This window comes from Candidatus Accumulibacter sp. ACC012, from assembly GCF_907163155.1.
Classification (GTDB): domain Bacteria; phylum Pseudomonadota; class Gammaproteobacteria; order Burkholderiales; family Rhodocyclaceae; genus Accumulibacter; species Accumulibacter delftensis.
Genome location: NZ_CAJQUC010000002.1, coordinates 129,932 through 143,392, shown reverse-complemented (window position 1 = coordinate 143,392; position 13,461 = coordinate 129,932). Strand labels below are relative to the sequence as shown.

The following is a 13,461-nucleotide window of genomic DNA, read 5'->3' as shown; positions in this document are numbered from 1 at the left end:
GGTGCTTCAGTCGATAGCAATCACGACTTTGCCGGTCGATTTTCTGCTCACCACCTGATCAAGCGCTTCACACGCCTCCTCCAGTGGATAGGTCGCCGAGACATGCGGCTTGATCGCGCCGTCGAGATACCAGTGAATCAGCGTCTGGAAACTCTCGGTCATCACCGCGGGGTTCAGTTCCACGTACGCCGGCCAGTTGACACCGATGACGTCCACATTCTTGACCAGCAAGTGATTGGCAGGAATCTGCGGCACGCTGCCAGCGGCGAAACCGATGATCAGGATGCGCCCTTCGAAAGCAATACTGCGTAGCGAAGCGGTAAACAAGTCGCCGCCAACCGGATCGTAGACCACATCGGCACCGCGACCGGCGGTCAATTCCTTGATCCGTTCGCGAACGTCATCACGGCTGGAATCAATCAGATGATCGGCGCCGTGCTCACCGGCGACCGCGAGTTTTGCCGGGCTGCTGGCCGTGGCAATCACCGTCGCCCCCAGTTGCTTGCCAATCGCGACAGCGGTCAAGCCGACGCCGCCGGAGGCGCCATGGACGACCAGGGTTTCACCGGCACGCAAGCGGGCCCGGTGCCACAAGGCGATATGCGCAGTGCCAAACACCACCGGAAAGGCAGCAGCGTGCTGCCAGGACATTTCGTCTGGTATCCGCAGGCAGCGCTGCGCATCGGCGACGACCTGCTCGGCATAACCGCCAGACGGCGTCATGGCCAGCACCCGATCGCCACGGGCAATCCCTTTTACGCCCGCTCCCAACTCCAGCACCTCACCGGAAACTTCAAAGCCCGGACTGAAGGGAAGTGGTGGCTGCTTTTGATATTGGCCGCGGATAATCAGGCTGTCGGCGAAATTAACGCCGCAGGCGCGGACCCGGATGCGCAGTTGGCCAGGACCAGGGCGAGCTTCGGCAAGCTCCTCCAGCCGCAAGGAGGATGGACCGCTCAGTTCACGGCAGACGATGGCTCGCATGCTGGTAAATTCTCCATGGTTGCGGAGAAAAGTCCCTCCCCGTCGCGAAAGACGGGAAGGGTCTTTGTGGACTCCCCGACCTGGCCAGCGTGAGATGCGGCCAGAGGCCAGGCAGCGGGGTCGATTGAAACGGCTGTGACTAGTCGCCGATGATCTTGCGCACCACGTCGGTCATCGAAATAACACCGACCGGCTGACCCTGCTCGGTGACTACCAGACGATGCATGCGCCGTCCGGTCATCAGGCTGACCGCGTCGCTCAACAGCATTTCCGCATCGCAGGTCGCGCAACCCGGCGTCATGACTTCGCCGGCCAGCATCGAGCGTGCCTGATCCGGAGTGCGGCCCTGCCGCGCCAGCACCATATCGGTCTGCGACACGACGCCAACTGCCGCGCCCTGCGCATCCATGACTACCACCGCATGGATTTCGTTGCCGACCATGATCTTGGCCACGGCGCCGACGGTATCATCCGGCGCGCAGGAAATGATGCCACGATGCATCAAATCGCGAACCTTGCTGCCGTCGTCGGCAATGGTGATCGGCTCGCCCTCGGCAATGCCCGGCAACGGCGTGGACATCGGGTACGGCGCCGGCGTGGTGTGCACGTCGCCCTTGGGCAGCGTCGGTTGTACCATCGCGACCGCCGGCTTGCCGCTGGCACCGAGACCGAAGTCGGTGGCGCCGATGAGCACCGACATGTTGCCGTGTGGGTGTTTGTTGTCGGCCATCAACTGATGGGCAATGGGTAATTCTTCATAGGTAAACGCCCGCGACATACAGGGATCAAGCTGGCCGCTCTGCGCCAACTCGTTCATCTCGTTGCACTGCTTGGTATTGGCGAAATGCGAGCCTTGCAGGCGCTTTTGCCGCATCCACAGGTAGCGCAAATCGACCGTCGCATTGTAGCCGCTGGTACCGGCGCAGACCACCACCATGCCGCCGGTTTCGCAAACAAAAATTGAACTCGGAATAGTCGTTTCACCGGGATGCTCGAAGACAATATTCGGCGCCCGCTTTTCACCCAGCACTTCCCAGATTTTTGCGCCGAAGCCGCGCACGCCCTTCAACCACTTGGCGTAGCCGGCATTGTCCTTCCAGTGCGGCAACATTCCCCAATGATCGAAGTCATTGCGGTTGATGCAGCCCTTCGCGCCGAGCTTCATGCAGTAGTCGTATTTGTCCTCGCCCGAGACGATGGCCACGGAGGTTGCACCGACCGCTTTGGCGATCTGAATCGCCATCGAACCGAGACCGCCCGCGCCACCCCAGATCAAGGCCACGTCGCCCTTCTTGACCGAACTGCTTTCCCAGCCGTGCAGCATCCGCCAGGCGGTCGCTGCAACCAGGACATAGGCAGCGGCCTGTTCCCAGTTCATGTGCTTGGGCTTGGGCATGCACTGTTGCGCCTGCACTCTGGTGAATTGGGCAAAACTGCCGTAATTGGTTTCGTAACCCCAGATCTTGAACGACGGCGAGTACATCGGATCGCCACCTTTTTTGACCCACGCACAATTGCGATCATAGGTCCCGCAATGCATGACCACTTCGTCGCCCACCTTGACGTTGGTGACGTCCTTGCCCACTGCGTAGACAATGCCGGACGCATCGCTACCGCCAATGTGGAAATCCTCGGGCTCGCCGGCCTTGTTGCGAGCGCCGATCACATTGACGGGAACACCCATTCCCGCCCAGACGTTGTTGTAGTTGATTCCTGCCGCCATCACGTAAACGAGGACCTCGTCGTCGGCAATCGACGGCGTATTCACTACTTCCTTCTGGAACGCTGCTGTCGGCTGGCCAAAGCGCTCGGCGCGAATCAACCAGGCGTGCATCTGTTCCGGAACTTCGCCCAGGGGAGGTCTATTACCCACTTCGTAAAGCTGCTTGCTCATCAGGATGCTCCTTCGTTGGTTGAACTACTTGATCAATCTGACGACTTGAATCTGGAAATAATCTGCTGCCGCATTCGCTCACATTCTTCGAATTGATTACCTGGCGTTGCGTTCAGGCGCTTGCCGATTTCAGCGTAGCCGCCGACCAGCCCAACGCCAAAAGTCCCGAACTCCTCCTTCAACACCCGCATTACCCAGCCGCTCTGGTGGCGAGCGCGCAGTTTGCCCAACAAGCCGGCCGCAACGAGAAAGCTGCGATGTCGATCGAAATGCCCGTGCAACTGCTTTATGCCGGTATTCATCGTGGCGCTCACCAGGCACACCGGATAATCCCAATCATCACGGCGATCCTGCCGGGGGGCGCTGCGGCCAATTTCGCTGGCGGTCTTGTGCGCCGGAGCGCCAAGGTCCGACTTATTGACTGCAAAAACATCCGGAATCTCGATGATCCCAGACTTCAGATACTGGATCGTGTCACCCGAGGCCGGTTGCGCCACATAACAGACCGTGTCGCCAATCTCGGCAATATCGATTTCCGTTTGCCCGACACCAACCGTCTCGACGACGACGATATCGAAGCAGGCCAGCAGCAGCCAACTCATCGGCCAGACCTCGCTCGCCACGCCACCCAACTGGTTGCGGTTGGCCAGCGAGCGAATGAACAGGCCTTCGTCGTAGGACGCGTTCTTGATACGAATGCGATCGCCCAGCAAAGCGCCACCGCCCAATTCGGGGCGACTGGATGGGTCAACAGCGAGCACTCCGACCGTCCGACCCGCCAGCCGCCACTCGCGAATCAGCGCCGACACGAGCGACGACTTCCCGGCGCCGGGAGGGCCGGTAACGCCAATAAGGTGGCCGTCATTGAGCGCCCGCTCAGCGGACAGCGCCGCCAGCAAACGTGCCGAGCGCTGACGCGCGGCCGCCAGCTTGTTGTCGAGCAGATTCAAGCCGCTGGCCACCGCCGCACGCTCCCGGCGCAGTATCCGCACGGCCAACTGCTCGGGATCGGGAAGCGGCACCTGTGTCATGTGCGGGTCAGGGCAGCGGTCCAAGGCGTCCCAGCCCGTTGGCTGCGCGGATCACGTCCACCATATCGGCCATGATGGTGTTGAAACTGAAATCCTTGGGCGTATAGACCGCACTGACGCCCAGCGCCACCAGTTTCGTCGCATCCTCCAGCGGGATGATCCCGCCGGCGATCACCGGCACGCTTGCCAGATCGCGCAGGCGCAGTTCATCGAGAACCGACTCCACGAGTTCCATATGGCTTCCCGACAGTATCGACAGGCCAACCATGTGCACGCCCTCTTCCTCCGCGGCCTGGGCAATCTGTTGCGGCGTCAGCCGGATACCGTCGTAGACCACCTCGAAGCCGACGTCCCTGGCCTTGACGGCAACCTGTTCCGCGCCGTTCGAGTGTCCGTCCAGGCCCGGTTTGCCGACCAATAGTTTCAAGGGACGACCGAGAGCCTCACCCGTACTGGCGACGCGGGTCCTGAGTTCGGTGACCTGATCCTTCCTGCCGAGTACTGCGCAGCTGTCGATGGCGATATCGATACCGGTCGGTGGCCTGAACTCGCCGAACACGGCGCGCAGCGAATCGCCCCATTCGCCGGTGCTGACTCCCGCAAGGGCGCAGCGAATCGAACTGGGCATGATGTTTTCACCGCTCCTGGCGGCATCGCCAAGCCCTTGCAAGGCAGCCTGCACGTCGGCGTCGTTGCGGTTTTTTCGATGCGCCTGCAGGCGTTCGATCTGCTCGCGTTCGGCGGCCGGATCGGTTTTCATGATGCCGCCATCGCTGCCCAGGGTCAGTGGCGATTCGGCGGTTTCCTGGAAGCAGTTGACGCCGATGATTTTCAGCTCGCCCGACTCGATGGCACGCAGGCGGTTCATATGACTGGCGACCAGTTCACGCTTGACGTAGCCGGACTCGATGGCGGCGATGATGCCGCCCTGCGCCTCGACATTGGCGATCTCTTTTCTGGCACCTTCGACCAGTTGCCTGACCTTGGCGGCAATGACCGGCGAGCCATCGAAGATATCTTCATACTCCAGCAGATCGGTTTCGAAAGCCAATACCTGCTGCATGCGCAGCGCCCATTGCTGATCCCAGGGGCGCGGCAAACCCATGGCCTCGTTCCAGGCGGGAAGCTGAATGGCGCGCGCCCGCGCGCCTTTGGAAAGCGCCACCGCGAGCATCTCCAGAACGATTCGCTGGACGTTGTTTTCCGGCTGCGGCTCGGTGAGCCCGAGCGAGTTCACCTGCACGCCATAACGGAAGCGGCGCAGCTTCGGGTCGGCGACCTTGTAGCGGGTAAGGGTCAACTCATCCCACATTTCGCCGAAGGCGCGCAGCTTGCAGCACTCCTCGACGAAGCGAATGCCGGCGTTGACGAAGAAGGAGATACGCTCCACGACCTGTGAAAACTCGTCCGGCTTGATCTCGCCAGACGCCTGCACCCGGTCCAGAACCGCCATCGCCGCGCACAGGGCATAGGCCAGTTCCTGCACCGGTGTCGCCCCCGCCTCCTGCAGGTGGTAACTGCAGATGTTGGTGGGATTCCACTTCGGCACGTGCTTGATGGTGTAGTTGATGGTGTCGGCGATCAAGCGCATCGACGGGCCCGGCGGATAGATGTAGGTGCCGCGCGACAGGTATTCCTTGATGATGTCGTTCTGCGTCGTGCCGCTCAATTTTTTCGGATCGATTCCCCGCCGTTGTGCCAGGCCGATGTACAAGGACAGCAACCATGGTGCGGTGGCATTGATGGTCATCGCCGTATTCATCTGATCGAGCGGGATCTGGTCGAACAACTGATCCATATCCTCGATATGCGATATCGGCACGCCGACCTTGCCGACTTCGCCCCGCGCCAGGGGACTGTCGGCGTCGTAACCGGTCTGCGTCGGCAAATCGAAGGCCACCGACAATCCCGTCTGACCTTTGGCCAGGTTCGTTCGATAAAGCGTGTTCGACGCCTTGGCCGAGCTGTGACCACTATAGGTGCGCATCAACCACGGTCGATCGCGCTTCGTTTGCAGAACATCCATGGCTAGCCCCTTTTCCTGATCAAGAGACGTCTCTCGATCTCAAAAATCTTCGCATCGATCTTCTCCTTGGCCAGCGCTTTCTTGTCGCCTTCCTTGACGAACAAATCGACGCCGTATTGGGCAAAGGCCCTGGCAGCACTAACATTCTTGACGCCGATCAGCTGGAAACTCACGATGCCGAACTTCGCAGCCAGGTCGCCCGGCGCATCTTCGGCCGCCAGTACCCGCGACAAGGCGGCCACGGTATCGCCACTGACCGACGGCTGCGTGTGATAGCCCTCGGTAAAACCCAGCTCCCAAACGCTGTTCTCGCTGACGTCGCGACTGGCCAGGCCTTCCAGCCAGGCGAAGACCAGACCGCCATAAACGATGGGATCACCGCTCATCTTGCCGGACAGGCCGGAACTGAAGACGCGGTCAAAATGCAGCGGATGTGTATTGCCCACCGCGTAAGTCAGTGGCAAATGCTCGTCAGTGATTGTTCGGCCATTGGCATGGACGATGATCTCGCCGACGGAAAAGTCCTCGAAACAGGAGTTTGGACCAGTCAGTCCGGCAGGGAGCGACTCCGGAAACTCCGGCAAGGCGACCTCGGCAGCGTCCACCCAGGGGAAGGCCGGCATCACGGTCGACGGCGGCAAGGGCGTCGTTGGCGGACGATCGCCCTGCCCGGCGACCATGATTTTCCGCTCGTACTGCAGCACGACCTCGTCATTCTGGTTGAGGCCCAGAGTACGGATGGTGACAATGCCCGGCTTGCCGGCACCGCGCTCTTTGCGGTCCATGACCTTGGTCAGCGAGCGAATCGTATCCAGCTGATAGACCGGTCGCAGGTACTGGGCATCGTAATAACCGAGATTGGCCATCGCCTTTTCTGAATCGTTCTGCACGCCCAGCGAGAGAACGACATTGAAGACCATCTGCGGCGAAGCGACCAGACCGGCAAAGCCGCTGGCCCGCGCGTACTGGTCATTGACATACAGCGGATTGCACTGCATGTAGGTACGCGCAAAAGCCTCCATCTGGGCAGGGAAGAAGGTGAAACCACGCGGGTGAACAAACACCTGCCCCGGTACAAACTCCTCCAGATAGCGGCCATAGTGGGGATAGCGGACTTGCTGCACGTCCAGCTTCACTTTTTCAGCCAGTTCGACCTGCGCTCGGAAACGAATCGCTTGCGACATGAAATCTTCCTCTTGCGGTAAGAGTCGCATTTAACCTTCAACCTTCACCAATCGCGACTCACGAATCCCCCTTCTCCCGCGCGCGGGAGAAGGCTTGGGCGAAGTGCAGACTGAAGCCGGACCTACGCGGCGTCGATCAGGGAGCGAGCGATGACCTTCAGCGCCAGCGTTTCTTCGGCGCCTTCGAAAATCGACAGCACACGCGCATCCAGGAAGTAGCGACTGACCGGTGACTCCTCGGCGTAGCCCATGCCGCCATGAATCTGCAGCGCTTCACGGGTCAGCCATTCGGCCGTCCGACAGGTAAACAGCTTCACCATGCTGGCTTCCATCTGCCCCGAACCCTCATCCATCAAACGCCCGACGGCGTAGGTGAATTGGCGGGATACGGTCAGCAGGGTCGCCATGCGCGCCAACTTGACCAGCGTCAGCTGATACTCGCCAATGGGTTTGCCGAATGCCTTGCGCTCGCCGGCATAGGAAACCGCACGTTCGAAGGCGGCCTGCATGACCCCAATGGCACGCGCCGCCGTTTGAATGCGCCCGCCTGCAAAGCCGGCCATCGTGAAGTAGAAGCCCTTTCCCTCGCCTTCCGGCCCGCCAACCAGGTTCTCGTCGGGGACGAAAACATTGTCGAAGAAGACTTCATAGGAATGCATTCCCCGATAACCGATGGTCGAAATCGCCCGACCGCTGAGCACACCGCCCTGCGCCTGCCGATACTCGAAATCGTGGCCGTCATAGGAGTCCTTTTCGACCAGGAACATGCTCAGGCCCTTGTGGCCAAGCGAGCGGTCGGGGTTGGAACGTGCCAGAACCAGGAGCACACCCGCTTTGCCGGCCATGGTGCACCAGGTCTTGACGCCGTCGAGCAGCCAGCCGCCATCGCACTTGGTCGCCTTGAGGCGCATGGCAGCAACGTCGGAGCCGGTATCCGGTTCGGTGACGGCAATGGCACACAGTGGGTCGCCCATCGCCACCAGTGGCAACCACTTCTGTCGCTGCTCTTCCGTGCCCCCTTTTTGCAGGGCGCGACTGAGAATTTCCGGACGGGTAATCAGGCTGCCTGCGGCGCCGAGCGAACCACGCGACAGCTCTTCGGTGACCACGATCATGCCCATGTTGTCTTCATGATCGTCGCTCTGGATGCCGCCGTAACGTTCCGGAATCGACAGCCCGAAGCAGCCCATTTCGGTCAGCGGATCGAGGATTTCCTGCGGAATGATGCGGTCCTGGCGATGAATCTCCTCGGCCAGCGGCATCACCACATTGGTCGCCAGCCGGCGAAATGCGTCCTGCATCATCAGCGCGTCGTCGCCGAGCATGTAGGCGCCGCTATCGCCCTCCAGGGCCACGACCTCGCGGCCCAGAGCCGCCAGCTTGTCGGCATCCAGTTGCGCCTGGCAGAAGGTGGCAAGTGCGCTTGAAGCGAAAGCCGCCAGGTCGGCGGCGTTCAGACCGAAACTCTGCGGCCGTGCCCAGAAACGATTATGGATGTTCTGCAAAGCCTCGGCACAAAAGGCCTGCGCCATCCGCTCTTCCAGACACAGACCGTCGTTGTCCGCCGCGGCAGCGGCAAGCTTTTCGGCATACTCCACCGCAAAGCGCGCGGCGGTCGCTTCAGCGGCACACCAGGCCAGATCGAAGCTGGCCATCTGATGTGCGTCCAGTTTCTCGTTCGAGACGCCCTTCTCGCCGGCGCACTGCTGCTTCACCCAACTCAGCGATTTCTTGATCAGTGCATCGGCTGCCTGGAGATACTGTCGTGCTTCCTGCGTCCCGTTCTTGACCTCAGTCATGGCTCATCCCTTTCGTGCTTGCTTGGTACCCGATCGGCTGTTACGTCCCTTGCTTACCGGTTCTATTATTGACAATCTGCACAAACGAACGCGAGCGTAATTCGTCGAGGGTGATGCCCGTCGCCAGAACTTCCTGCTCGGTGATCGCGCCGCACGCCATTCCGCGCAGGAAGAAGTTCAGCAAGCCCTGCCCTGTCGCCGCGTCGTCAAAAGTATTGCCAACCAGGGTCGCCTGAGCAGCCTTGTTCAGGAAAGCGTTCAGTCGCGCCGAGGCATCCTGCAGACTGCTCAGGAAGAAGGTATCGATCGCGGCATAGCGCACCGGCAATTGCCCCGGATTCAAATCCCATCCCTGGTAGTAGCCGTGCCGCAAAGAGTGCATGATGTTGTCGTAATGAAGCTTCCAGGCACCGTGCACCACGGTGCGGTTTTCGTCCATCTGCTGCGCCGTCAGCGGCGCGTCCTTGGCTGCCTTGTGGGGTCCAATCGGCATACTGGTGGTCGCGCCGTCGCTAATCGTGATGCCGGTTCCGGCGAGGCTGACCTGCATCACGTGGCGGGCAAAATCGCAGGCTGGATGGGTGTGATTCTGGTGTGCGGCGGTGATGTTGCACGAGGCCGTGTAATCGTAAGTCCCGAAAATTGCTGAGCGGCAGCGGCTACCCGCAGCGGCCACCAGTAGCGGCACCGTATTCTCGCCCAGGTAGTTGATGATCGACTGCGTCGTTTCGATCATGATTTCCATCTTCAGCGAATCTTTGGGGAAAGCAAGTCTGGCTTCAAGATTTTCGAGGATCTTCGCGCAGGTCGACACCTGGCTTGGCGTCGTCACCTTGGGCAGAGTAACGATGAAGTTCTCGGGCAGCTTGCCGCCGGTCTGTTCGGCCAGCCGGGTCAGGAAAATATCGAGGGTGCGAATCGAGCGCTGCTTGCACTCGTCCGAAAAGGTCTTCACGCGGATGCCGATGAACGGCGGTAGCAGGCCTTCGCGCATACCTTTGGCGACTTCGTCTGCCGCCGCAGCGGCATGGTCATCTTCCTCAGCGTCCGGGCGATTACCGTAGCCATCCTCGAAATCGATGCGGTTGTCCTCAACCGGCTCGGTTTTCAGCTTCTTGACGACCCGGTTATAAACCGTAAAAGCCAGCCAGGCCGCCTGCTTGGTCTCACGCACCTGCTCGGGATTCGCTTCCAGCGCACGCGTCAGACTCGCTAGCTCCATGGCGTTGGTCGGCAAGGTATCGGCGCGCGGCAAACCAAGAGCACGGGCAAAAACACTGTAGCTGGGCGCATACGTTTCCAGCGTCTTGAGCGCCACCTCACCCAACTTGGCGGCAAAGCCGGCCTTGAGCAGATTGGCCCCCCCGTAAACCGTGTGCACCGGCTGCCGGTCGAAAGAATCTGCCGGATAATGGGACTTGAACGCCTCGTTGGAAGCGTGCAAGTCGCCACAATAGGCAGCTACTTCGTCATGGGTCAGTGTGAGTTTCATGTCCACCCTCCATAATTGCGCACAATAGATACCCCCGACTATTATGCGGTTGTCTTGATCAATTATTCCCCGTCGCTGATAATGATTCTATCGACGATCGTGGTGCAAGGCAACACGCTCACGGCTCCCAAAAGAAATCTTTTAAGTCTTATAAAAAACTCAAGACAAAAGTCTGCAGCGCGCCAGGCCTTGCCGAGGGCCGTAAAGGTCGGCGCCTCAAGCGAACGCCTGCCTCGCCATCATTCGCCCGCGGAGGAGCGCCCTGTGCAGGCCAGGTGTTTTTTGAAATGATCGCGACCTTTCGGATCGCCGGATTACTCACCTTGAACAGAATGTGCTTACGATAAAATATAAGCAGCCGCGCATTCGTCAAGGACATCGTCCACGAGAGGAAGACGGGTAATTCGCCCATGACCGCTTGCCAATCAGTTTTTAATGGACTATTGGGCGAACGCCCGCTACGCGATAATGCGATCGCTTTGATGACTGCGGGGTATTCAGGAAATTCACCTGCGCTTGCTCAGATCTAGAAACAGCGCCAGCGGCATCAACGTCTAGCGGCGACCATGCACCGCAAGCCCGACCGCAATACAACTACAACGGCATGAGCTCGGCGCGGGCGCTCATTGCCACCACGCCGTCGGGCGCCTGAGCCTCGAGAGACATCTGGCCGTCCTCGCCGGCGCAAACGATGCGAAACGGGGCCAGGTCAAAAAGCGGCGCCAGTCCGCGGAAGCTGAAGCTGACTACCGGGCGCAGCGAATTCTTTCGCAGCAGTTCGATCAGCAAGACGGCGGTCAAGGGGCCATGCACCACCAGCCCCGGATAGCCCTCTTCGTCGACCGCATACGGCCGGTCGTAGTGAATGCGATGGGCATTGAAAGTCAGTGCTGAGAAGCGGAACAGCAGCTTCGGGTCCGGGGTCACAATGTGCGACCACGTTCCGTGCTCGACCGGCGGCCACTCGATCACAGACGGGCGAGCGACCACCGCGCCCGGTTCGCGATAGACGATGTCCTGCTCTTCCTCGATGCACAACACATCATCCTGATAGAAGCGGCAAAGCACGGAAACAAAGGCCAGCGACCCGGATCGCCCCGATTTCTGCCGGACATCGCGAATCACGGCCTCGCGCCGCGCCGGCTGACCGATCAGTAGCGGCCGGTGGAAGCGCATGCGGGCGCCGGCAAACATCCGGCGCGGATAGGGGATCGGCGGCATGAAGCCGCCACGCTGTGGGTGCCCGTCGACATCGAGCTGCGCCTGCGCTGCCCGGGGAAGAAAGTAAAACCAGTGCCATAGCGGCGGTAGCGGGCTACCCTTCGCGAAGCGCGTCGCCGTGTCGTCCAGCGTCGCGGCCGCCGCCAAGGCCGGCGCCAGAGCCAGCTCATCGTCGGTGATCTCCCGGCGGCCAATCCATACTGCATAGTCTGCTGTCGCGTTCGTCATCAAGTCCATCCTTTTATGTGAAAGTCGCGCAAGCGACGCACGAATCTCCTTTCTCCCCTGGCGGGAGAAAGGCCGGAAAAGAGGGGGGCGGTCATGCCTTCCATGATCAGGGGGTCCGACATATCATGACCGCTTGAGAGTTCGCCCTACGGGCATTCGGCAAGTACAGCACAGCGTTCCGTCAAACTCAAGCCGGCGCACGACCATCGCGCGTCGCTACCCAAAAACTCGGAACGTGTGCGCCCGCCCCCCCCTTTTCCCATATACTGTGCGCTCCGCGTCCGGACAGGAGCCAGCCTTGAGCAAGGTGGCGCTTCGCTCACCTGGCGAATCGATGGGCAGCCGTACGGCACGCAGGCAGGATTGGTGAAACTCATGGACGGAATTCTCAAGGGCTTGCGCGTCGTCGAAGGATCGGCTTTCGTCGCCGCGCCGCTTGGCGGCATGACGCTGGCCCAACTCGGCGCCGACGTCATTCGCTTCGACCCGATCGGTGGCGGCCTCGATTATGGTCGCTGGCCAGTGACCCTTGATGGCCAGCACAGCCTTTTCTGGGCCGGCATGAACAAGGGCAAGCGTTCAATCGCCGTCAATCTCCGCAATCCCCGCGGTCAGGCATTGCTGACCCAGCTGATCTGTGCGCCAGGCGACAACGCCGGCCTGTTCAGCACCAACTTCCCGGCCGAGGGCTGGCTGAGCTACGAGGCGCTGAAAGTCCATCGTCAGGACCTGATCATGGTCAACCTCACCGGTCGCCGCGATGGTAGTTCGGAGGTCGATTACACGGTGAACCCGCAGATCGGTCTGCCCTACATGACCGGGCCGAGCAATTCCCCGGAGGTGGTCAACCATGTCTTTCCTGCCTGGGACTTCATCAGCGGCCAGATGATTGCCATCGGCATGCTTGCCGCCGAAAGGCACCGGCGCATGACCGGTGAAGGACAGTTGGTGCGCCTGGCGCTGAAGGACGTGGCCCTGGCGATGCTCGGCAACGTCGGCATGATCGCCGAGGTGATGGTCAACGACGCCGACCGACCCAAGCAGGGAAACTACCTGTACGGCGCCTTCGGGCGCGACTTCCAGACCCTCGACGGCAAGCGCCTGATGATCGTCGGACTGACCCGCAGGCAGTGGCGCAGCCTGCTCAAGGCGACCGGACTAAAGGAGTCGATCGACGCGCTCGCTGTCCGCCTCGGCCTCGATCTTGACGACGAAGGCAATCGCTTCCGCGCCCGCCAGCAGATCGCTGCCCTGATCGAAGCCTGGTGCCAGGCGCGTACGCTGGCCGAAGCCGCAGCAATCCTCGATGAGCACCGCGTCACCTGGGGCCCTTATCGCAGCGTTCGCGAGGCGCTGGCCAACGATCCCGATTGCTCGATCGACAATCCGCTGTTCACCATGACCGAGCAGCCTGGCGTCGGCAGCTACCTGATGCCCACGACGCCGCTCGACTTTAGCGCCTCGCCACGCCTGCCGGCGCTGCCGGCGCCGGCACTGGGTGAGCACACCGACCAGATTCTGCTCGAAGTTCTCGGCATGAGCGAAGCGGAAGTTGGCCGCCTGCATGACGCCGGCGTCGTCGCCGGACCGGCCTGAAATCTT

Annotated in this window: 9 protein-coding genes and 1 pseudogene; 1 reads left to right on the top strand and 9 read right to left on the bottom strand. The window is 60.9% G+C overall.

Translation table 11 applies throughout. The features are described from left to right. Positions 1 to 6: 6 nt before the first annotated feature. From QZ648_RS01160 to QZ648_RS01120, 9 genes and pseudogenes are all read right to left on the bottom strand, one after another. Positions 7 to 984: an NADPH:quinone oxidoreductase family protein gene (locus QZ648_RS01160; RefSeq protein WP_169065955.1), complete on the bottom strand. Its 978-nt coding sequence runs from the start codon at positions 982 to 984 to the stop codon at positions 7 to 9. 139 nt (positions 985 to 1,123) lie between these two features. Further along, positions 1,124 to 1,486, bottom strand: coding sequence for a CBS domain-containing protein (locus QZ648_RS01155; protein WP_248595288.1), 363 nt, complete (start codon positions 1,484 to 1,486; stop codon positions 1,124 to 1,126). A 159-nt stretch (positions 1,487 to 1,645) separates the two neighbouring features. Beyond that, positions 1,646 to 2,878 (bottom strand): annotated as a pseudogene (gene ccrA / locus QZ648_RS01150) (crotonyl-CoA carboxylase/reductase); the annotation flags it as partial. 32 nt (positions 2,879 to 2,910) lie between these two features. Beyond that, entirely contained in the window at positions 2,911 to 3,909 is a 999-nt protein-coding gene (locus QZ648_RS01145; RefSeq protein WP_291995860.1) for a methylmalonyl Co-A mutase-associated GTPase MeaB, read from the bottom strand. A gap of 7 nt (positions 3,910 to 3,916) precedes the next feature. Further along, on the bottom strand, positions 3,917 to 5,935 hold the full coding sequence (locus QZ648_RS01140) for a protein meaA (RefSeq protein WP_169065951.1): 2,019 nt from the start codon (positions 5,933 to 5,935) through the stop codon (positions 3,917 to 3,919). 2 nt (positions 5,936 to 5,937) lie between these two features. Continuing rightward, positions 5,938 to 7,119, bottom strand: coding sequence for a MaoC family dehydratase (locus QZ648_RS01135; protein WP_291995859.1), 1,182 nt, complete (start codon positions 7,117 to 7,119; stop codon positions 5,938 to 5,940). Between the two features lie 122 nt (positions 7,120 to 7,241). Then, positions 7,242 to 8,918 carry an acyl-CoA dehydrogenase family protein gene (locus QZ648_RS01130; protein WP_169065949.1) on the bottom strand — a complete coding sequence of 559 codons (1,677 nt, stop codon included), beginning with the start codon at positions 8,916 to 8,918 and terminating at the stop codon, positions 7,242 to 7,244. A 40-nt stretch (positions 8,919 to 8,958) separates the two neighbouring features. Then, entirely contained in the window at positions 8,959 to 10,410 is a 1,452-nt protein-coding gene (locus QZ648_RS01125; RefSeq protein WP_169065948.1) for a phosphoenolpyruvate kinase, read from the bottom strand. Between the two features lie 594 nt (positions 10,411 to 11,004). Continuing rightward, on the bottom strand, positions 11,005 to 11,859 hold the full coding sequence (locus QZ648_RS01120; protein WP_291995858.1) for a MaoC family dehydratase N-terminal domain-containing protein: 855 nt from the start codon (positions 11,857 to 11,859) through the stop codon (positions 11,005 to 11,007). 375 nt (positions 11,860 to 12,234) lie between these two features. Here QZ648_RS01120 and QZ648_RS01115 point away from each other — a divergent pair, with 375 nt between their 5' ends. Next, a complete protein-coding gene (locus QZ648_RS01115) occupies positions 12,235 to 13,455 on the top strand; it encodes a 2-methylfumaryl-CoA isomerase (protein ID WP_169065969.1) in 1,221 nt (406 codons plus the stop codon). Positions 13,456 to 13,461: the final 6 nt, after the last annotated feature.

Bases quoted from the DNA above. Each gene is read 5' to 3' on its own strand.
- QZ648_RS01160 (WP_169065955.1), bottom strand. From the start codon at position 984: ATGCGAGCCATCGTCTGCCGTGAACTGAGCGGTCCATCCTCCTTGCGG.
- QZ648_RS01155 (WP_248595288.1), bottom strand. From the start codon at position 1,486: ATGCATCGTGGCATCATTTCCTGCGCGCCGGATGATACCGTCGGCGCC.
- QZ648_RS01145 (WP_291995860.1), bottom strand. From the start codon at position 3,909: ATGACACAGGTGCCGCTTCCCGATCCCGAGCAGTTGGCCGTGCGGATA.
- QZ648_RS01140 (WP_169065951.1), bottom strand. From the start codon at position 5,935: ATGGATGTTCTGCAAACGAAGCGCGATCGACCGTGGTTGATGCGCACC.
- QZ648_RS01135 (WP_291995859.1), bottom strand. From the start codon at position 7,119: ATGTCGCAAGCGATTCGTTTCCGAGCGCAGGTCGAACTGGCTGAAAAA.
- QZ648_RS01130 (WP_169065949.1), bottom strand. From the start codon at position 8,918: ATGACTGAGGTCAAGAACGGGACGCAGGAAGCACGACAGTATCTCCAG.
- QZ648_RS01125 (WP_169065948.1), bottom strand. From the start codon at position 10,410: ATGAAACTCACACTGACCCATGACGAAGTAGCTGCCTATTGTGGCGAC.
- QZ648_RS01120 (WP_291995858.1), bottom strand. From the start codon at position 11,859: ATGACGAACGCGACAGCAGACTATGCAGTATGGATTGGCCGCCGGGAG.
- QZ648_RS01115 (WP_169065969.1), top strand. From the start codon at position 12,235: ATGGACGGAATTCTCAAGGGCTTGCGCGTCGTCGAAGGATCGGCTTTC.